The 18,859-nt window shown below is 60.6% G+C and carries 17 protein-coding genes and 1 riboswitch; of the genes, 13 read left to right on the forward strand and 4 right to left on the reverse strand.

The window, feature by feature from the left end; translation table 11 throughout:
- Nucleotides 1-2: 2 nt before the first annotated feature.
- The 4 genes from bioA to bioB are packed head-to-tail and all read right to left on the reverse strand — an operon-like array spanning nucleotide 3 to nucleotide 4,115.
- Nucleotides 3-1,301, reverse strand: a complete 1,299-nt coding sequence (gene bioA, locus K3555_RS13580) for an adenosylmethionine--8-amino-7-oxononanoate transaminase (protein WP_260005649.1) — start codon at nucleotides 1,299-1,301, stop codon at nucleotides 3-5.
- Nucleotides 1,298-2,002, reverse strand: a complete 705-nt coding sequence (gene bioD / locus K3555_RS13585) for a dethiobiotin synthase (RefSeq protein ID WP_260005651.1) — start codon at nucleotides 2,000-2,002, stop codon at nucleotides 1,298-1,300. The genes bioA and bioD overlap by 4 nt, the downstream gene beginning before the upstream one ends.
- Nucleotides 1,999-3,138 (reverse strand): 8-amino-7-oxononanoate synthase, encoded by a 1,140-nt coding sequence (locus K3555_RS13590; RefSeq protein WP_260005653.1) that lies wholly within the window; start codon nucleotides 3,136-3,138, stop codon nucleotides 1,999-2,001. The genes bioD and K3555_RS13590 overlap by 4 nt, the downstream gene beginning before the upstream one ends.
- On the reverse strand, nucleotides 3,138-4,115 hold the full coding sequence (bioB, locus tag K3555_RS13595; RefSeq protein WP_259994143.1) for a biotin synthase BioB: 978 nt from the start codon (nucleotides 4,113-4,115) through the stop codon (nucleotides 3,138-3,140). Before bioB ends, K3555_RS13590 begins: the two co-directional genes overlap by 1 nt.
- Nucleotides 4,116-4,329: 214 nt before the next feature.
- Nucleotides 4,330-4,458, forward strand: a riboswitch (TPP riboswitch).
- A 133-nt stretch (nucleotides 4,459-4,591) separates the two neighbouring features.
- On the opposite strand from bioB, the gene thiC reads away from it, so the two are divergent.
- The 13 genes from thiC to K3555_RS13660 all read left to right on the forward strand — a co-directional run bounded on the left by thiC (nucleotide 4,592) and on the right by K3555_RS13660 (nucleotide 18,807).
- The gene (thiC, locus tag K3555_RS13600; RefSeq protein WP_260005655.1) at nucleotides 4,592-6,400 is read left to right on the forward strand and encodes a phosphomethylpyrimidine synthase ThiC; all 1,809 of its coding nucleotides are present in this window, start codon (nucleotides 4,592-4,594) and stop codon (nucleotides 6,398-6,400) included.
- A complete protein-coding gene (locus tag K3555_RS13605; RefSeq protein WP_260005657.1) occupies nucleotides 6,397-7,377 on the forward strand; it encodes an FAD-dependent oxidoreductase in 981 nt (326 codons plus the stop codon). Before thiC ends, K3555_RS13605 begins: the two co-directional genes overlap by 4 nt.
- Complete coding sequence (gene thiS, locus K3555_RS13610; protein WP_259986089.1) at nucleotides 7,346-7,543, forward strand: sulfur carrier protein ThiS; 198 nt, start codon at nucleotides 7,346-7,348, stop codon at nucleotides 7,541-7,543. Before K3555_RS13605 ends, thiS begins: the two co-directional genes overlap by 32 nt.
- A 1-nt stretch (nucleotide 7,544) precedes the next feature.
- On the forward strand, nucleotides 7,545-8,312 hold the full coding sequence (locus K3555_RS13615) for a thiazole synthase (RefSeq protein WP_260005658.1): 768 nt from the start codon (nucleotides 7,545-7,547) through the stop codon (nucleotides 8,310-8,312).
- Nucleotides 8,312-8,917, forward strand: a complete 606-nt coding sequence (locus tag K3555_RS13620; protein WP_260005659.1) for a thiamine phosphate synthase — start codon at nucleotides 8,312-8,314, stop codon at nucleotides 8,915-8,917. The genes K3555_RS13615 and K3555_RS13620 overlap by 1 nt, the downstream gene beginning before the upstream one ends.
- Nucleotides 8,914-9,882: a HesA/MoeB/ThiF family protein gene (locus K3555_RS13625; RefSeq protein ID WP_260005660.1), complete on the forward strand. Its 969-nt coding sequence runs from the start codon at nucleotides 8,914-8,916 to the stop codon at nucleotides 9,880-9,882. The genes K3555_RS13620 and K3555_RS13625 overlap by 4 nt, the downstream gene beginning before the upstream one ends.
- On the forward strand, nucleotides 9,879-10,583 hold the full coding sequence (locus K3555_RS13630; protein ID WP_260005661.1) for a PfkB family carbohydrate kinase: 705 nt from the start codon (nucleotides 9,879-9,881) through the stop codon (nucleotides 10,581-10,583). The genes K3555_RS13625 and K3555_RS13630 overlap by 4 nt, the downstream gene beginning before the upstream one ends.
- Before the next feature lie 113 nt (nucleotides 10,584-10,696).
- The gene (locus K3555_RS13635; RefSeq protein ID WP_260005662.1) at nucleotides 10,697-12,055 is read left to right on the forward strand and encodes an amidase; all 1,359 of its coding nucleotides are present in this window, start codon (nucleotides 10,697-10,699) and stop codon (nucleotides 12,053-12,055) included.
- Nucleotides 12,056-12,728: 673 nt separating this feature from the next.
- Nucleotides 12,729-13,151: a hypothetical protein gene (locus tag K3555_RS13640; protein WP_260005663.1), complete on the forward strand. Its 423-nt coding sequence runs from the start codon at nucleotides 12,729-12,731 to the stop codon at nucleotides 13,149-13,151.
- On the forward strand, nucleotides 13,148-14,470 hold the full coding sequence (locus tag K3555_RS13645; RefSeq protein WP_260005675.1) for a relaxase/mobilization nuclease domain-containing protein: 1,323 nt from the start codon (nucleotides 13,148-13,150) through the stop codon (nucleotides 14,468-14,470). Before K3555_RS13640 ends, K3555_RS13645 begins: the two co-directional genes overlap by 4 nt.
- 1,802 nt (nucleotides 14,471-16,272) lie before the next feature.
- A complete protein-coding gene (locus tag K3555_RS13650) occupies nucleotides 16,273-17,034 on the forward strand; it encodes a hypothetical protein (protein ID WP_260005676.1) in 762 nt (253 codons plus the stop codon).
- 2 nt (nucleotides 17,035-17,036) lie between these two features.
- Nucleotides 17,037-17,912: a hypothetical protein gene (locus tag K3555_RS13655; protein ID WP_260005677.1), complete on the forward strand. Its 876-nt coding sequence runs from the start codon at nucleotides 17,037-17,039 to the stop codon at nucleotides 17,910-17,912.
- Between the two features lie 43 nt (nucleotides 17,913-17,955).
- A complete protein-coding gene (locus K3555_RS13660; RefSeq protein ID WP_260005678.1) occupies nucleotides 17,956-18,807 on the forward strand; it encodes a hypothetical protein in 852 nt (283 codons plus the stop codon).
- Nucleotides 18,808-18,859: the final 52 nt, after the last annotated feature.

The raw sequence follows: 18,859 nt of genomic DNA on the forward strand, positions 1-18,859 counted from the left end.
GCTCAGAGCTCCCGCGCCAGCCGCAGCATGCCTGCGGTGATCTGGCTCAGCTGATCCGGGGACGTGATGAACGGCGGCATGGTATAGATGTTCTTGCCGAAGGGGCGCAGGAACACGCCCATATCATGGGCACGGGCGTGCGCCTCATCTGCGGAGACGGGATGTTTCATCTCGATGACGCCAATGGCGCCCAGAACCCGCACATCCGCCACATTGGGCAGATCGCGCGCCGGTGCCAGTTCAGACTGCATCTGCTCTGCAATCCCCGAGACAATTCCGCGCCAGTCCTGCCCGGTCAGCAGATCCAGCGAGGCCTTGGCCGCAGCGCAGGCCAGCGGGTTGGCCATATAGGTCGGACCGTGCATGAAAATACCGGGATTGCCGCCGCCCACGCCTTCCGCGACGCGGTCATTGGTCATGGTGCAGGCAAAGGAGATATGGCCGCCGGTCAGCCCCTTGCCCAAACAGATGATATCCGGTTCCACGTCGCAGAACCCGGTGGCAAACAGCGCGCCGGTGCGGCCAAAACCGGTGGCGATCTCGTCGAAAATCAGCAGGATGCCCAGCTCATCGCACAGCGCACGCGCCTGGTTCAGATATTCCGGGTGGTAGAAATACATGCCGCCGGTGCCCTGCACCACGGGTTCCAAAATGAAGGCGGCGATCTTCTGCGCGTTGGCTTCCAGCACGGTGCGCAGTTCTCCCAGACCGTTTTGTGCCGGATCATCGCTCCAACCCTCATTTATGCGGACCGGCGGGCGGGAGACGAAATGCTGCACGCTCAGTGCGCCCTGGAACAGGTGGTGCATGCCGGTGTCCGGGTCGCAGACGCTCATCGCCTTCCAGGTATCGCCGTGATAGCCAGAGCGGATGGTGGCAAACTCCTTGCGCTCTGGCTGGCCGATGGCGTGCTGATACTGCACCGCCATCTTCATCGCTACCTCGACCGAGACCGAACCGCTGTCGCAATAGAAGATCCGCGTCAGACTTTCGGGGGTGATCTCCAGCAGCTTGCGGCCCAGGTCGATGGCCGGATCGTGGGTCAGCCCGCCGAACATCACATGCGGCAGGGTGTCGAGCTGGGCGTGAATGGCCGATGTGATCGCCGGGTTCCTGTGGCCGTGCATCATGCACCACCAGGACGACATCGCGTCGATCAGCCGGGTGCCGTCGTCGAGCGTGATGTGGACGCCTTCGCTTTCCTTGACCACAAAGGTCGGGCCGGGTTTGGCGACATTGGTGTAAGGGTGCCAGAGGTGCTGCTGGTCGAACTCCAGCTGGGTGAGGCCGGATGCACTCATGCCAATGCCTCCCTGATCAGATCCACATTGATGCTTTCGGCAAAGGTTTCTTTGAGCGCCGTTCTGGTCCGGTCGATAGACCGGGCCGCGCCCGACCCTCCCCCCGGGAGGGCGCTTCGCACCCGCCCAGGCTCGGGCGCGTCCCTCAGATCTTCAATGATGGGGAGCCGCCCCAAATGCGCCACTTTGCCGAACTGGCAAATGGTTTCCTCCACCTCCGGCTCGGCGTCGCCTATGAAGGCCACGCCCACAACCAGACAGCCCGCATCGCGCAGGGCCTTCAGCGACAGGAGGGTGTGGTTGATCGTGCCCAGCTGCGTCCGCGCGCACAGGATCACCGGCGCGCCCCAGCGGGCAAACAGGTCGAGATACAGCACCTTGCGGTTCAAGGGCACCATAAGCCCGCCGGCCCCCTCGGCCACCAGCACGCCGTCGGCTTCGGGCAAGTCCAGCGTATCCGGGTCGATCTCCACGCCCTCGGCCTCCGCCGACAGATGCGGCGAGGCAGGGAGTTGCAGCAGATACCCCTCGGGCAGCGCCGGGCGGCCTGACAGGCGTGCGACGGTCTGGCTGTCGGTCTCCTCCTCCAGCCCGGATTGCACCGGCTTCCAATAGGTCGCACCCAGCGCCTGCACCAGGCCGGCCGAAAAAATGGTCTTACCAATGCCGGTATCGGTTCCTGTGACGATCAGCGCGCTCATGGCCTTGTCTCCATTTCCCGGGCGAGGTCTTCGAACATCCGGGTGACGACCCCTGCCCCCGTGTTCAACGTGATCGACAGCCGCAGCCGCGAGGTGCCACGCGGCACTGTAGGCGGGCGGATGCCGCGGATGTCATAGCCGTGGCCTTGCATCGCTGCTGCCAGCGCCATGGTGCGTTTGTCGTCACCGATCACCACCGGCAGGATCTGGCTGTGATAGCCGTCCAACCCGCAGAGGTGTTTTGCCTCTGCTTGCGCATGGGTGATCCCCTGCCACGCCTGTTCGCGGCGTGCCGGGTTCTGTTGCAGTTCAGCCAGGGCCGCCCGTACCAGTGCGGCGTTCAGCGGTGACGGGGCGGTGGCAAAAATAAACCCGCGCGCCTTGTTGATCAGTGTCTCGATCAGCACCCGCTGGCCGCAGATCAGCGCGCCAGAGGCCCCCAGCGCCTTGCCGCAGGTGTGCAGGCTCAGGACGTTTGGCCGGTGCGCAATGCCCTGTGCCAGCCCGCGGCCCAGATCGCCGAACACACCTGTGGAATGCGCCTCATCCACCACCAGAACCGCGCCATCGGCATCGGCAAGCGCCATTAGCGCATCCAGCGGCGCCAGGTCGCCGTCCATCGAATAGACCGCCTCAACCGCGATCCAGACCTGGCCTATGCCGCCCTCGGCACGCCAAGCCTTCAGCACCCGCGAAGCGTCTTCCACGTCGCCATGGGCAAAACTGCGGGTCTCTGCCCGGCCCAGCCGCATCCCGTCATGGGTGCTGGCATGGATCAGCGCATCATAGAGCACCAGATCGCCCTGCTGCGGCAGGGTCGAGAAGATCGCCTGATTGGCGGTGAAGCCGCCGCCCATGAACAGCGCCGCCTCGGTGCCGAAAAACGCCGCGGCCTCTGCCTCCAGCAACTGATGTTCTGCGTCATTGCCGCGCAGCAGGCGCGAGCCGCCTGCCCCGACCGGCACCCCGCGCGCCAGCGCATCGGCGGCAGCGGCGCGCAGCACATCGCTGCCCGCCAGCCCAAGATAGTCATTGGAGGCAAAGTCATGCCCGTCCCGCGGCATCAGCTGCCGGTAGCGCCCGCGATTGCGCAGCGCTTCCAGCGATGTCTCATGCCTCGGGAAGGCGCCCGCCATCAGCGGCTGCCGTCACATCCCACCGCCATCGCGGTGATGCCCAGACGGTCGAACAGCTGCTGGTCCTTGTCCTCTTCCGGGTTGTCGGCGGTCAGCAGCGTGTCGCCCACAAAGATCGAGTTGGCACCGGCAAAGAAGCACATCGCCTGCATTTCGTCCGACATATCGGTGCGGCCTGCGGAGAGGCGCACGTGGGATTTCGGCATCAGGATGCGGGCCAGCGCCACCGAGCGGACAAATTCGATCGGGTCCAGCTTCTCGACATTGGCCAGCGGCGTGTCGGCAATCGGGATCAGCATGTTCACCGGCACCGAGTCGGGATGCACCTCCAGCGTTGCCAGCGCCAGCATCATGTCGATACGGTCCAGCTGCTGCTCACCCATGCCGACAATACCGCCGGAGCACACTTTGATGCCCGCCTCGCGCACCCGGTTCAGGGTGTCAATCCGGTCCGCGAATGTGCGGGTGGTGATGATCTCGGAGTAATACCGCTCGGAGGTGTCGATATTGTGGTTGTAATAATCCAATCCGGCATCGCGCAGGCGGAACACCTGGTCTTCCTCCAGCATGCCCAGGGTCATGCAGGTCTCCATGCCGAGATCCTTGACGCCCTGCACCATGGCTTCCAGTGCGGCCATGTCGCGGTCCTTGGGCGAGCGCCAGGCGGCGCCCATGCAATAGCGCGTCGCGCCGCCTTCCTTGGCTTTCCTGGCTTCGGCAATCACCCGCTGCACCTCGATCAGCTTGGAGGCTGACAGCTGCGCGCCGTTGCGGGCAGACTGCGAGCAATAGGCGCAATCCTCGGCGCAGCCGCCGGTCTTGATGCTGAGAAGCTTGGATTTCTGCACCTGATTGGGGTCGAAATACTGCCGGTGCACCGTGTGCGCCTGAAACAGCAAGTCCATGAAAGGCTTGTTGTAAATCGCTTCCGCTTCTTCGCGGGTCCAGTCGGTGCGGATGGGTGCAGCGTCCAGCATGCTGTCTCCTGTTCTCGTATACCAGTTGGCCATACGCGGATGGCGTTGCGGATTTTTATAGATAATTTCACCACCCCCGATCAAGCATCAAAGCTGCGCTGCAGCGATTTGACCCGCTTTTGCGTCCTTAACGCCAGTACCAGCCTGATATTAATGCCAAAAAATAATCTACAAAGATTTCGGTTGACGCGCGCCCTGTGCCTCCCCTACCCCTAAGGCCACGCAGGGGAGTCCCGCCCAAGGGACTGAGAGGCGTCAAGGTGCGGGGCAACCCAAACCGGCGGCGCGACCCTTTGAACCTGACCCAGTTGATACTGGCGTAGGAAGCAAGGACGCGCCTTTTGTCCGCTTGTCCCCGCGGGGACAGCCGTTTGAAACAGGCGCATTCCGGTAAAGCAGGCCTCTTTGCCTGCCGGTTTCCCAGCCAAAACTCATCTGGTGTCTTTTCTGAGTTTTCGGCTTTGAGGAGCACCAAAATGAACGTCCCCAACCCCAAGATCACCACAGGCGCCCTGCCCGCGTCGCGCAAGATCTATGTCGCAGGCGAAGTCCACAAGGACATCCGCGTGCCGATGCGCGAAATCGCCACCCACCCCACCGCAGGCGAAGCACCGCTGCCGGTCTATGACAGCTCCGGCCCCTATACCGACCCAGATGTGCTGACCGACATCCGCCGGGGCCTGCCGCAGCTGCGCCGTGACTGGATTCTGGCGCGCGACGACGTTGAGGAATACCAGGGCCGTGATGTGACCCCCGCCGACAACGGCTTTGTCGCGGGCGACCGTCTGACACCCGAATTCCCGGTGAAACCCGCACCGCTGCGGGCCAAGGACGGCAAGGCGGTGACCCAGCTGGCCTATGCCCGCGCTGGGATCATCACGCCAGAGATGGAATTCATCGCCATCCGCGAAAACCAGCTGCGCGAATTGTCCCCCTGCCACCGCGATGGCAACGACTTTGGCGCCAATATCCCCGATTACGTGACGCCGGAGTTTGTCCGCGATGAGATCGCCGCCGGCCGCGCCATCATCCCCGCGAACATCAACCACCCCGAGATCGAGCCGATGATCATCGGGCGCAATTTCCTGGTCAAGATCAACGCCAATATGGGCACCTCTGCCGTCACCTCCTCGATGGAGGAAGAGGTCGACAAACTGGTCTGGTCGATCCGCTGGGGCGCCGACACGGTGATGGATCTGTCGACGGGCCGCAACATCCACAACACCCGCGAATGGATCATCCGCAACAGCCCCGTGCCGATTGGCACTGTGCCGATGTATCAGGCGCTGGAGAAGGTGAACGGTATCGCCGAAGACCTGACCTGGGAAGTGTTCCGCGACACCCTGATTGAGCAGGCAGAGCAAGGCGTGGATTACTTCACCATCCATGCCGGCGTGCGCCTGCACATGGTGCCGATGACCGTTGAGCGGGTGACAGGGATTGTGTCGCGCGGCGGCTCGATCATGGCCAAGTGGTGCCTGCACCACCACAAGGAAAGCTTCCTCTATGAGCATTTTGAGGAAATCTGCGATATTTGCCGCCAGTATGACGTGAGCTTCTCGCTGGGTGACGGGTTGCGCCCCGGCTCAATCGCTGATGCCAATGACGCCGCACAGTTTGCCGAGCTGGAGACCCTCGGGGAACTCACCAAGATCGCCTGGGCCAAGGATTGCCAGGTGATGATCGAAGGGCCGGGCCATGTCGCCATGCACAAGATCAAAGAGAACATGGACAAGCAGCTGGAATGCTGCCACGAGGCGCCGTTCTACACGCTTGGGCCGCTGACCACCGATATCGCGCCGGGCTATGACCACATCACATCCGGCATCGGCGCGGCGATGATCGGCTGGTTCGGCTGCGCGATGCTGTGCTACGTGACGCCCAAGGAGCACTTGGGCCTGCCAGACCGCGATGATGTCAAGGTTGGCGTGATTACCTATAAGATCGCCGCCCATGCCGCCGACCTCGCCAAGGGTCTGCCCGGTGCGCAGCGCCGCGATGATGCGCTCAGCCGTGCGCGGTTTGAGTTCCGCTGGGAAGATCAGTTCAACCTGTCGCTGGACCCGGATACCGCGCGCGAGTTCCACGACCAGACCTTGCCCAAGCAGGCGCATAAGGTGGCGCATTTTTGCTCCATGTGCGGGCCGAAGTTCTGCTCGATGCGGATCAGCCACGACATCCGCGCCGAGGCGCAGAAGGAAGGCATGGAAGCGATGGCCGCCAAGTTCCGCGAAGGCGGCGAGCTGTATGTGCCCGCACCCGAGAAGGTGGAACCGGCGGAATGATCACCATCGCAGGCGCAGGCCTTGCCGGCCTCGCCTGCGCCTATGAACTGGCGCAGCGCGGGGCGGCTGTTACCGTCTATGAACGCGGGGAAACCCCCGGGGGCAGCAGCGTTGCGCGGTTTGCCGGCGGCATGCTGGCCCCCTGTTGCGAACGCGAAAGCGCCGAGGAGGAGGTGATCACCCTCGGCAGCCGCGCCGCCGACTGGTGGGCCAGGGTCACACCGGTCCACAGGCGCGGCACGCTGGTGGTGGCGCCGGCCCGCGACCGGGCAGAGCTTACCCGTTTTGCCCGCCGCACCACAGGCCACCGGGGGGTGGACGGGGCCGAGATCACCGGGCTGGAGCCCGCGCTGGAGGGGCGGTTTTCGCAAGGGCTGTTCTTTGAGGGGGAGGCGCATCTGGATCCGCGCCGCGCCTTACGGGACCTCAGCGCCAAGGTACAGGCGATGGGGGTGGACATCCGCTATGGCACGCCTGCCCCTGCCACTACCCCTGCCGGTGTCACGCTGGATTGCACCGGCATGGCGGCATCCCTGCCCAGCCTGCGCCCGGTGCGCGGCGAGATGGCGATCCTGCATTGCCCCGAGGTGCAGATCAGCCGCACCCTGCGGCTGCTGCACCCGCGGATGCCGCTGTATCTGGTGCCCCGCGGGGACGGGCATTTCATGATCGGCGGCACCATGATCGAAAGCTCCTCGGACCGGGCCATCACCCTGCGCTCGCTGAGCGAGTTGCTGAGTGCGGCCTTCACCCTACACCCCGCATTCGCCGAGGCCAGTGTGGTGGAGACCGGCGCAGGCCTGCGCCCCGCCTATCCCGACAACCTGCCGCGGCTGATCGAACAGGACGGCACGCTCTACCTCAACGGGCTTTACCGCCACGGCTTTCTGCTGGCACCCGCGATGGCGCAGCAAGCCGCGGACCAACTGTTACCGGAGACCACAGATGAAAATCATCGTGAACGCCAGACCGCATGACGTATCCGCAACCGACCTCCAGTCTGCGCTGCATGAGCTGGGCTTTGCCTGCTCCTCGGTTGCGACCGCGCTGAACGGCCGATTTGTGGCCCGCAGCAACCGGGAGGACGTACAGCTGACTGAGGGCGACCACCTGGAAGTCCTGGCACCGATGCAAGGAGGCTGAGATGGAATTCTACGGAACAGATATCACCTCGCGGCTGCTGCTGGGCACCGCGCAATACCCCTCACCCGCCGTTCTGGCAGAGGCGGTGAAATCCAGCGGCACCGGGATCATCACCGTCAGCTTGCGCCGCGAAACTGCTGATGGCTCGGGCGCCGGCTTTTGGGACAGCTTGCGGACGGCCGGCTGCCGGATCCTGCCCAATACTGCCGGCTGCCATTCGGTGCAGGAGGCAGTGACCACGGCGCATATGGCGCGGGAGTTGTTCGGCACCCCATGGATAAAGCTGGAAGTGATCGGCCATTCCGACACCCTGCAGCCGGATGTGTTCGGGCTGGTCGAGGCGGCACGGATCCTGAGCAATGAGGGCTTTCAGGTCTTTCCCTACACCACCGATGATCTGGTGGTGGGCGAGCGGCTGCTGGCGGCGGGTTGCGAGGTTCTGATGCCCTGGGGGGCGCCGATCGGGTCCGGCCAGGGATTGCGCAACCCGGATGCCCTGCGGGCGATGCGGGCGCATTTCCCACGCGTGCCGCTGATTGTGGACGCCGGCATCGGGCGGCCCTCGGATGCCGCACAGGCGATGGAGCTGGGCATGGATGCGGTGCTGCTGAATACAGCCGTGGCCAAGGCCGGCGACCCGGCAGCGATGGCCGCGGCCATGGCGCTGGCAATTGAGGCCGGGCGCGCGGGCTATGAGGCCGATCCGATGGAGCGGCGTGACATGGCGGTGCCCTCAACCCCTGTACTTGGCTTGGCGGAGTTTGCCTGATGGAACGTTTCTACCTGATCACTGGCCATGTCGGCCGGCTGGAACTGCTGGTGCCCCAAGGGGCCAAGCTGGTGCAACTGCGCATCAAGGACGAGCCTGAGACTGAGGTGCGGCGCCAGATTGCCCGGGCGCGGGATTTCTGTGCAGTGCATGACGCGCAGCTGGTGGTGAATGACTATTGGCAGGCAGCGCTGGATCTGAACTGCAACTTTGTGCACCTGGGCCAGGAGGACATGGACACGGCGGATTTCGCTGCGCTGCGCCGCAAGGGCGTCCGCTTTGGCCTGTCCACCCATGACGAAAGCGAGCTGGAACGCGCGCTGTCGTTCGGGCCGGAATATGTGGCGCTGGGGCCGGTCTATCCGACGCTGCTGAAGAAGATGAAATGGAACCCGCAGGGGCTGGAGCGGGTGACGCGCTGGAAGCAGATGGCCGGGGATACGCCGCTGGTCGCGATTGGCGGGCTGACGCCCGAGCGGCTGCCCGGGGTGTTTGCTGCCGGTGCGGACAGCGCTGCGGTGGTGACCGACATCCAACTGGCTGATGACCCCGAAGCGCGCACCCGCGAATGGGCGGAGGCCTGCCGGGTCAAGGAGGCAGCATGAGCCGCTATGCCCGCCAGACGGTCCTGCCGGAGGTCGGTGCTGAGGGGCAGGAACGGCTGGCCCGGTCGCATGTTCTGGTTGCGGGTGCCGGCGGTCTTGGCTGTCCGGTACTGCAGTATCTCGGCGGCGCAGGCGTGGGGTGCATCACCGTGATGGACAGCGACAGGGTGGAAGAAAGCAACCTGCACCGTCAGGTTCTTTATACTATGGGCGACCTTGGCCAGCCCAAGGCAATGGCCGCCCGGCGGCACTTGCTGGCGGCCAACCCGTCTCTGAATGTGACAGCTCGGGTTGAAAACCTGGATGCGGCCAATGCTGCCGCGCTGGTGGCTGCGGCTGATCTGGTGGTGGATGCGGCGGATAGTTTTGCGGTGTCCTATATCCTGTCGGATGCATGCCGGGCGCAGGGCAAGATGCTGATCTCGGCCTCGGCGCTGGGGCAGTCGGGCTATGCCGGGGGATTTTGCGGCGGCGGGCCGTCGTTGCGGGCCGTGTTCCCGGACCTGCCCGCGCAGGCGGCGACCTGCGCAACTGCAGGCGTGATGGGGCCGGCCGTCGGCATGATCGGCGCCTTGCAGGCGCAGCTGGTCCTGAAGTCCCTGCTCGATCACCAGCCGTCCCCGCGGGGACAGGTGTTTGTTTTCCGGCTCCAGGACCTGCAGGTCAGCAGCTTCCGCTTTGATGAGGCGGAAGAACCGGAGGACGCCCTGCCCTTTGTCGCGGCCTCGCATATCACTGCCGCGGATACGGTGATCGAACTGCGCGATGCCGCTGAGGCGCCCGGATTGCCCGCGTTCCAGGCCCGCCGGATTGCCCGCGCCGATCTGCTGGCGGCAGAGCTGCCGCGCAAGGGGCGGATTGTGCTGTGCTGCCGCACCGGCCTGCGGGCTTGGGGCGCAGCCTCGGATCTGAAGGCTGCGGGCTATGGCGACCTCGTCCTGCTGGCGGCCGGAGACCCCGCATGACCGCGATCCTGGCGATTGGCGGAACCGACAGCAGCGGTGGCGCCGGCCTCACCCGCGATACGGCCATGGCTGCAGAGTTCGGGGTGACGGTGCGCCCGGTGGTGACGGCTGTGACAGTGCAGACCGATGCCGCGGTCCTGGCCATTCACCCCAGCACGCCGCAAGCCGTTGCAGACCAGGCGCAGGCAGCCTTGGCCGCATTACCTGCACCCGCGGCAGCCAAGATCGGAATGCTGGGGTCTGCCGCAGCGGCCAGCGCAGTTGACGCGGCCCTGCCCCAAGAGATGCCTATCGTGCTGGATCCGGTTCTGAAAGCAAGTTCCGGCGGCAGGCTGATGGCGGCAGACGGCTTTGGCGCATTGCTGCAGCGGGCGGCCTTAGTCACCCCGAACCTGGCAGAGCTGGAAGTGCTTTCCGGCTCAACCGGCAGCATCGAGGCGCAGGCGGCGCAGCTGCTGGCACAGGGGGTGCGGGCGGTGCTGGTCAAGGGCGGCCATGGCACCGGCGCTGATAGCATTGATGTGCTGTTTACCGCCGGTGGCGCGGCAACGCCTTTTGCCGCGGCGCGGCTGCCGGGTTCCAAACGCGGCACGGGATGCAGCCTGGCCACCGCAATCGCCTGCTGCCTGGCCAGGGGAGAGACCCTGCCGGAGGCCTGCCGCCTGGGCAAAGCCGCTGTCCGCCGCTGGCTTGGCCGCTGAAGCCTGGAAGGTCGCTGAGAGACGGTTTTGCGGCCGGTTCGGAACGGAGCCGCCGGGCATGTTTTTTTAGTCTGGCAAGCGTGCCTTAACTGCCAGCACCGGAAACCAGCCGCATGACCGACATCACCGCCCTTACCGCCGAGGACATGGCCGCCAGGCTGCGAAGCCGCAGCCTGAGTGCCCGCGAGGTTCTGGCCGCGCATAAGGCGCAGACCGAGGCGCGCAACAGCACCGTCAACGCCTTTGTCACCCTGGACTGGGACGCGGCAGAGGAGCGGGCCGCAGAACTGGATGCGATGGCGGCATCGGGCGGATTTGCCGGACCGCTGCACGGCCTGCCGGTTGCCATCAAGGACTGCTTTGAAACCAAGGGCTTGCGCACCACCTGGGGGTCCAGGAGTTTTGAAAAACATGTGCCGGATTATGATGCCCTGCACGTGGCCCGCCTGTGCGCAGCGGGCGCAGTGATCACCGGCAAAAGCAACACGCCTGAGTTCACTTTTTCCGGCCAGACCAGCAATTTGGTGGCCGGCACCACCCGCAACCCGCTGAACCCGGAAAAGACTGTGGCCGGCAGCTCTGGCGGCGCTGCGGCGGCGCTGGCGGCAAACATGGTGGCGCTGGCCGATGGCTCGGACCTCGGCGGCAGCACCCGCACGCCCGCCGCCTGGTGCGGTGTCGTGGGCTACCGGCCAACCCCGGGCCTTATTCCCTATGACCCGAATCCGGCGCCGTTTGACGGGCTGTCGGTACCCGGCCCGATGGCGCGGAGCGTGCGCGATCTGGTGCTGATGCTGGAAGCCATGCAGGGCAATACACCCCGCCAGCCGCTGGGCTTCTGGCAGGACCTGCCGCGGCTTGCCGCCCTGGAAGAGGCGCCGCCCCGCAGCGCAGGCAGGGTTGCCCTGTCGCTGTCCCCTTTTGGCGCCTGCGTTGACGCGTCGGTGCAGGCAGCGATTGCCCCGGCGGAGGCACTGTGCCGGAGCCTCGGCTGGCAGGTGGCGGCGGACGCTCCCGGTCTGGCGCCGCTTTTGGCGCATGGCGGAATTGTCCGCGGCCAATGCGCGCTGCAGATCCAAACGCAGCTGCAGCCGGACATGGCACTGGCAGGCGAAAGTTTCCGCACCGCCTGCGCCCAGGCCGAAGGACGCAGCCTGGCGGAGCTGGCCGCCTATCAAAAGACCCGCGCCGCGGTTTGGACGGATGTCAGCAGCTTTTTCGAGCGCTACGACTTTGCCCTCTGGCCCACGGCCACGGGGATGCCCTTCTCTGCCGGCCTGCGTGACAGCGAACTGACCGAGGACTGGCGCACCGTAACGCTTACCCCGCCGCTAGAGCTGCCTTCCATTTCGATCCCCTTTGGCACCTCGTCGGACGGAATGCCCGCCGGGCTGCATATCACCGGCCCCAAAGGCGCGGATGCGCGGCTGCTGCAGTTCGCCCACAGTATTGAGCGTGCGGGCCGGACCTGAGCCACTGGCAATAAATGCAGAAGGGCAAGCCGTTTCATTGCAATCGCGTAAAATTTCACGCTGCCTTGCAGAGGGAACAGCGGCCGTTCACACATGCCGCAGAGAAATAGAAATGGGCGGTAACCGAAGTCTAAGACAGCCTCCTGGCCATCGTGCTCGCCAGTGACTTCCTGTCGGAGGGTCAAGCCGGATTCAAACACTCCCAAACCGCAGCCAAGTGCCAGGGCAATATCACCGGTGATCTTACGGTCGCTTCCGGTGCTGGGGCCTTGCTGGCAAGCGAGATACGCAAGTCATGATCTGGCCCTTCCGTAAGACGCCCGAAATTGAACAGCGCAGCCTGCAAACAGGCCTGACGCCGCAACACATCGGCATGCGCCGCCGCAACCTTGTCTCGGATGGCTCAGCGGCTCTGTCAGCCACGGTTCAGGTAAACACCAGCCTTCTTAACTGAAGGTGCTGCTCCGAGTGCCTAAGACGAATTTTGTCGGTCTTTGGTCGAAGCCAGCATAGGTCAAGTTCAATGGCCCTAAGAGCAATCTACAACGTCACACCTAAGTCTTTGAAAAGATGGTGCGCCTGGAGAGAGAAAGTTCGAACGCTCTCTTCGAGGTTTTAGAGGACTGGGAGCGCCATCTCGCATCTTTTGATCGTAACGATCTGAGGTGTGACGATGACGAATTCGCACCATAATTTCAACGATCAGGCGCCAAAGCCCGCCGATGGGCGCAAGAAGCGCGAAGCGCCGTTTTCGCTGCGTTTGACCTTTGAGGAACGCGCGCAGCTTGAAGAAGCGGCGAATGGCGTGCCTCTGGGCGCGTATATCAAGGCCGTATTATTTTCCCAAGACCTCCAGAAGGTACGGCGCAGGAATACCAATCCTGTGCAAGACCATGAGGCTCTGGGGCGCGTTCTGGCAGCTCTCGGGCAATCACACCTCTCCAGCAACCTCAATCAGCTCGCACGTGCCGTAAACACGGGCACGCTGCCTGTTCACCCGGAAATCGAATCCGAGCTGCGCGAGGCCTGCGCGGATATCGCCAAAATGCGGGCGGCATTGATTGAAGCACTTGGCCTGAATGGGGGCGTTTCATGATCCTCAAAGGCAATCAGCGGGCACATGGCAAGGAACTGGCGCGGCATTTACTGAATGATCGCGATAATGATCATGTGGAACTGTTCGATCTGCGCGGCTTTACTGCCGATGACCTGACGGGCGCGATGCAAGAATGTGAAGCGGTGGCGCGCGGCACGCGCTGCCAAAAGCATCTGTTCTCTCTCAGCCTCAACCCGCCGGAACATGAAGATGTGTCTGTCGAGGCGTTCGAAGCGGCCATTGCCCGCGCTGAAACTCACCTTGGGCTGGAAAACCAGCCCCGCGCCATTGTCTTCCATGAAAAGGAAGGCCGCAGGCACGCCCATGCGGTTTGGTCACGGATTGATGGCGAACGGATGAAAGCAATTGAGCTTCCTTACTACAAAACCCGCCTGAATGAGGTCTCGCGGGATCTGTATTTGGAACATGGCTGGCGCATGCCGGACGGGTTCAAGGACAAGAAAAACCGTGATCCGCTATCCTTCACGCTGGCCGAATGGCAGCAGGTCAAACGCACCAAACAAGACCCGAGAGAAGTCAAATCCCTGATCCGGGAATGCTGGGCCGGATCAGATGACCGCAAGGCCTTTGAAGCGGCGCTCAAAGAGAATAGCTACTGGCTCGCCCGTGGTGACAAGCGCGGCTTTGTGGCTGTTGATTGGCGCGGTGAGGTTTATTCGCTCGCCCGTTGCACAGGGGCAAAGAGCAAAGAGCTCAAAACCCGCCTCGGTGATCCGACAGAATTGCTGTCAACGGATATGGCGAGGGCGCACGTGGCGGCGCAGCTTACGCCCAAACTCAAAGCCTGGGCGAAGGAGGAACGCGCCAGAGCTGAGAAAGCCAATCTCGCCGCCAAGTTCCAGCGCGACCAGATGGTGCAGCGCCAGCGCAAAATCCGTGATGATCTGAAACGCAAGCAGCAGGAACGCTGGCTTACTGAAGAAAAAGCGCGCGCGGCCAGAACGCCTACGGGCATTCGCGGGCTCTGGGGCTGGATCACGGGCAAGAACCGTAAAATCCGCAAAGAGAACGAGGCCGAGATCGCCCGTGCACAAAGCCGCGACCGCAACGAAAAGCAAAACATCATCCGCAAGCAATTGGCCGAACGCCGGACATTGCAGCGCCAAATGAAGCTCGCGCGGGAAAAACAGCAGGCAAGGCTGCAAGAGCTGAACCGCGATGTGGCGCTAGCCATGAAGCTGCGCAAGGTGCCGGAAACCCGTGCCACGCCGAAACGCGGACGGGAGCGCGGTTCTGATCATATGCGCAGCCGTGAACGCTCCCGAGGCCGCGATGACGATTATTCACCGCCCGATTGATCAGGAGACTGTCATGAGATGTACGATAATGCTGAGCCTGTAAGAAAACCCGGCCACCATGCTCGATGAGATGTGCAATTTCTTGTCTGATCGGGGGCGAAAATCAAGAGACTTGGCTTAGCTATTCAACGCTGCACCGCCGAATGTCACTCGCTGCGGGACGGAACCGACTTTCGCCGCACCCGCAGCCTAGGCAGGTTCACACGTCCGTATTTGAGTGGAAGCGGACATTGCAAAACCTCGCCAGTCTCCGGAATGCACACCGGCGCTTCCAGTACGTAGGCGGTCATCATCACTTGTCCCTTCAGGCAAAACGATCCCGGACCAGTGTGGCTCGCTGTCAGCGTTGTCAGGTGTGATGACGCGGCAGCTGTACTGATATGAGAGGACTTGGTTCCGCAGCTCGACCTGCCCGTCGGCGTTGGAAATGGTCTCCCGTTGATACTCGGTGTCAAAGCCGATGATCAGATAGCGGGGATCCGGGTCGTTCTTCTTGTTCTGCGGGAAGAATTGACCTGCCCGAAACACACTGCTGCCTTGCATAGAAACCTGATTGTCGTGTAGCTACGAGGTGAAGGTGCCGACTTGCCATAAATGGTAAAAGTCATGCGTTCACACCCATATGACACTTTTACTATTTTTGCCAGCCGTGGTGGCAGCAGCTTCTGTAGCAAGTGACGAGCTCTTAGGACAACTGGGCGGGACTTTGCTGTCATCCGGTTTTGGGACTTCGCAGACGCAGCATTTACTCGCACCTGCGGCACGGATCTTGCTGCGCTGCTGCTGAAGTCACGATGGCGGCCATTGCCGGGTCAATTCTATGCGCTTAACCAAACCACACCTTCGCCGCTAGATGGTCCGGCTCGAAAGATGCGGGGCAAAGCCGCCCTTGAACCAAGGCCCGATTAAGAGTTCTGTAGAATAGATGGTGCTTGGTAAAGATAGGGCGCGACGTACTCGCGGTAAAGACTTGCAGAACGCATTAACTCCGTCCGTCTTTACTCCTGTAGCGATAGAAGACCGTGTTGGGCCCGTCCTGTAGCATTCAATCAAGCAAACGAGGGTTTGTTCAATGGAATCATCCTACTCGGTCGATTCCCAAAAGATTGTAAAGTTATATTCTCTGAGGATTATTCGTCTGAGTGAGAAGTTGTCTTTACATCAATGCCTTGGACCTCAAAGCCCGGCGCTTCCCAAAAAAGCTGCTTTATGTTAAAGTACAGAAATTGATTGGGGGGGGGATTTATGGGGAAGATTTCGTGGCTTCGTCCGAATCACTTATTGCGATTGCTACCAGTGTCGGCTGTATTGGCAGGATGTACGACCGAACCGCCGAGCCAATATACCTCATGCATAGCTCGTGAAATCAATGCCTTGCAATCAGTGGACGAGTTTTCGGCTGTCTTGAGCCTGCAACGGCAGAAGAATCTAGGCAGGCCCACTCCCGTCGCTTGCTCCGACTTTACATACGATCCAGCGAACCCGACGAACGAAGAAATTGTTCGGCAGTGCTTGGGCACAGCGGACGTTCAGGTATTTGGAATTGGCGACCTACGATCCTTCCAGCGCTCTCAGCAAGTGAGAGTGAGGTTTTTTGAGGTGATCAACGCGGACAAGAACGCAGTTAACTTTCTTGGAGAGTATGGGGGCGAGAAAAGAAGCTCTGGAGGATTCTTCTTCGCTATGTCTCCAAGCGCGCCCGCGTCGGTAGATGTTCGGGTAACTGGGGTGTCCTTCATTCCCCTGGCCGACGAAGATGTGCCCACAATTTCGAGAACTTGCCAAGACGAGGAGGTATAAAAATGCCTCGAATCATTCGATATTTGAGAAGCCTGTCGATTTTGTTTCCGATATTTCTATTGGCTGCATGTGACACCTCAAAGAGAGTGGCTCAACTTGAAGTCCAGCGACTAAAAACAGAGAAAGCGGCGATTGATTCTACGATTTCCTTCTTGGCCGACACGCCGAATCCACGGTCAATATCTTCAGCAGAACTGTTTGTTTCCAAGCAAGCCTTGAACGAGGTGCTCGGAGAGTTCGCAGGATACAGGTTTAATATTCCCGATGTCGACTTCGCAACGTTCAGAGCTAACAGTATTGAGATTGATTTCGATAATTCTATCCCGCAGTTCCTTGTTGATCTTTCTGCATTACACACGGAGTTCGATTTCGAAGTAAATCTGCGCGTTTTAGCAGCCATCTCAGTGATTCAGTTTGATGGTGGTTCTGACGTAGTTGAACTCGAAGTTGATGTGGTCGACGTAGCGCCCGCTGTTAGATTTGAGAGTTTGAACTTAGGTTTCAACGGTTTTGTGGGGCAGCTACTACGCATTGAGGCTCAAAAATATCTTGAAAAATTTCCGCGTATCGAAATTCCAATCGTGACTCGGTTTTCGTTTGAGACGGACTCGCGACCGGAGAGATTGCGAATTGACTTAGATAAGGGGTTTATTGAGGGCGTTGCAACATTTCCCAAAATCTCAGCGAGTTACAGGCTGCGAGTGGAACGCGTTTTGGTGTTGAGTGACGGGCTCCACTTTTTTGGAAACTTGGGGAGGCTTTGAATATGTCGATAAGGTTAGCACTCTTGGTTTTGCTAGGTACGGTCTTAGTAGGCTGTGGCGACACTGATATTCAGTATCCCGAACCGTATGCCACAGAAATCAAAGCCCTAGAAGCCGAGTTGACTAGTCTCAATGCTGAGTTAAAGCCGCTGGCAACTCCCATACTTCAGCCGGGTACAGATTTATCGGTTTGGTTGGCATCAAAGATTATTACGGACGAGTTTGACAGGTTCAATAGTCGGCCCGCATCACAACGAACAGCCCGATTCCGCTCGGACAGAATTTCCGGAAGGTTTGCAGAAGATAATTGGGATTGCGGTTGGTTCGGACGTGGCGGTTGGTACGTAGCGCCGAGGGATCCGCGAGGCCATTGGGTCAACGCGCAAGTTAGGCGGATTTCCTACAGTTGGAATGATGCTACTGGTTTAAGGTTCAGAATACCTGTCTTTGCAAACGCTGGCACAAAAGTAAAATACCACTTCGACCCGTGTCTAGGTGGAGGCGTTGGCTGGAATGGAGCCGGTATTGGCGACGCGAGAGGAACTATAGTTGGAAGTTTTCAGATTATTCAGGCTTCCAAAGACTCAGTTCGCCTAAGGCTCTCAATCGAGAACAACCCGAGACTAAACATTAGATTGATTATTGCTGGACTACCGATTCCAGTTTTTGCTTTTTTTAGAACTGACGCGATCGACTTGGCAGGTCCGCTATTTGACACTTCGCTCAGCCCAATAGTCGCCGAACGAGGCGAAATTGAACTGCCGGATGGTTCGAGCAGTAAAACAGTGCCATACGAGATAGTCGTCAGCGGAACGCAAGTGGAACTTACTGAAGGAGGATATGAAGTGGAGTTTGACGTCGCTTTAGAGGTCGAATGACTTCGACGAAGTAGCTTAAGCGTTTGATTGATTGGATGCCTTTATGAGCCGTAAACTCTTAGCAATTCTTGTTGCGATTTGGATGTTGGGATTGTCTGGAATCCCAACTTTTGCTGATGGTCGGTTAGGTGTTTGCTACAAATGCGTGCGGGGAGATGGTGTAGTCTTTCATCTGTGGAGTGAACGAACCGTTTTCTCGTTTCCGGACTTGAAGGCTGGAAAGTGTCGTGGCTTGTCAAACATTCAACATACTGAAAGAGCGCCCAGCGCTTTGTGCGATGCAACAGACAACATTCTCCGCTGGCGGGCTACTAACGATCCGTTTTTTCAGTGCACATCAGGCGGCTCAGATCACGTAGCTTGGTTAGGAGGCGAGAACTTGGACCTTGTTGCGCTGGCAAAAAGCTTCGATGATTTCCATCAGGGTTCGTTCTACAGAGTTCAGGATGGAGAAGAGTATTCTTGCGGGCGAGATTTTGTATCTGGCCGAAACTTTACCGCGCTTAGGTATGGTCGTAATCGCGACATCCTAGACATCTTTATACACAATGGAAACGGTGAGTTCAGCAGGCACACCGACAGAATTCAAGACGGGCGGCAGCATCGAGTTGTTGTTGGCCAGAATTTTGTCGCTCGGGTGTATGGCAGAAACCGAGATATTGTGAAGCTGTATGGCATCACGGATGATGGCAGCATTATTTCAAAGGCACGCTTGATAGCTGACGGGCGTGGTCATATTTTACACGTTTTGAGTGGATCCGATGTCGGCGTGATTTATGGCCGTAATAAAGACATTAGGGTCAGGTTTTGCTTTGAAGGAGGTGTTTGGAGGACTGGTTATATCGGTATTGGGCACCCTTTCAGAAATTCATGTGACAGCCCCCTGAACTGGTAAAATCCAACTTCGGAAGCGCCTGGCCCCATGCAGAACGTGGCCAAGAAGACGC

Origin of the sequence: Leisingera sp. M527, from assembly GCF_025141525.1 — a bacterium.
Taxonomy (GTDB): domain Bacteria; phylum Pseudomonadota; class Alphaproteobacteria; order Rhodobacterales; family Rhodobacteraceae; genus Leisingera.

Excerpts from the sequence above, each read along its gene's own strand:
- bioA (WP_260005649.1), bottom strand. The coding sequence starts at position 1,301 with ATGAGTGCATCCGGCCTCACCCAGCTGGAGTTCGACCAGCAGCACCTC.
- bioD (WP_260005651.1), bottom strand. The coding sequence starts at position 2,002 with ATGAGCGCGCTGATCGTCACAGGAACCGATACCGGCATTGGTAAGACC.
- K3555_RS13590 (WP_260005653.1), bottom strand. The coding sequence starts at position 3,138 with ATGGCGGGCGCCTTCCCGAGGCATGAGACATCGCTGGAAGCGCTGCGC.
- bioB (WP_259994143.1), bottom strand. The coding sequence starts at position 4,115 with ATGCTGGACGCTGCACCCATCCGCACCGACTGGACCCGCGAAGAAGCG.
- thiC (WP_260005655.1), top strand. The coding sequence starts at position 4,592 with ATGAACGTCCCCAACCCCAAGATCACCACAGGCGCCCTGCCCGCGTCG.
- K3555_RS13605 (WP_260005657.1), top strand. The coding sequence starts at position 6,397 with ATGATCACCATCGCAGGCGCAGGCCTTGCCGGCCTCGCCTGCGCCTAT.
- thiS (WP_259986089.1), top strand. The coding sequence starts at position 7,346 with ATGAAAATCATCGTGAACGCCAGACCGCATGACGTATCCGCAACCGAC.
- K3555_RS13615 (WP_260005658.1), top strand. The coding sequence starts at position 7,545 with ATGGAATTCTACGGAACAGATATCACCTCGCGGCTGCTGCTGGGCACC.
- K3555_RS13620 (WP_260005659.1), top strand. The coding sequence starts at position 8,312 with ATGGAACGTTTCTACCTGATCACTGGCCATGTCGGCCGGCTGGAACTG.
- K3555_RS13625 (WP_260005660.1), top strand. The coding sequence starts at position 8,914 with ATGAGCCGCTATGCCCGCCAGACGGTCCTGCCGGAGGTCGGTGCTGAG.
- K3555_RS13630 (WP_260005661.1), top strand. The coding sequence starts at position 9,879 with ATGACCGCGATCCTGGCGATTGGCGGAACCGACAGCAGCGGTGGCGCC.
- K3555_RS13635 (WP_260005662.1), top strand. The coding sequence starts at position 10,697 with ATGACCGACATCACCGCCCTTACCGCCGAGGACATGGCCGCCAGGCTG.
- K3555_RS13640 (WP_260005663.1), top strand. The coding sequence starts at position 12,729 with ATGACGAATTCGCACCATAATTTCAACGATCAGGCGCCAAAGCCCGCC.
- K3555_RS13645 (WP_260005675.1), top strand. The coding sequence starts at position 13,148 with ATGATCCTCAAAGGCAATCAGCGGGCACATGGCAAGGAACTGGCGCGG.
- K3555_RS13650 (WP_260005676.1), top strand. The coding sequence starts at position 16,273 with ATGCCTCGAATCATTCGATATTTGAGAAGCCTGTCGATTTTGTTTCCG.
- K3555_RS13655 (WP_260005677.1), top strand. The coding sequence starts at position 17,037 with ATGTCGATAAGGTTAGCACTCTTGGTTTTGCTAGGTACGGTCTTAGTA.
- K3555_RS13660 (WP_260005678.1), top strand. The coding sequence starts at position 17,956 with ATGAGCCGTAAACTCTTAGCAATTCTTGTTGCGATTTGGATGTTGGGA.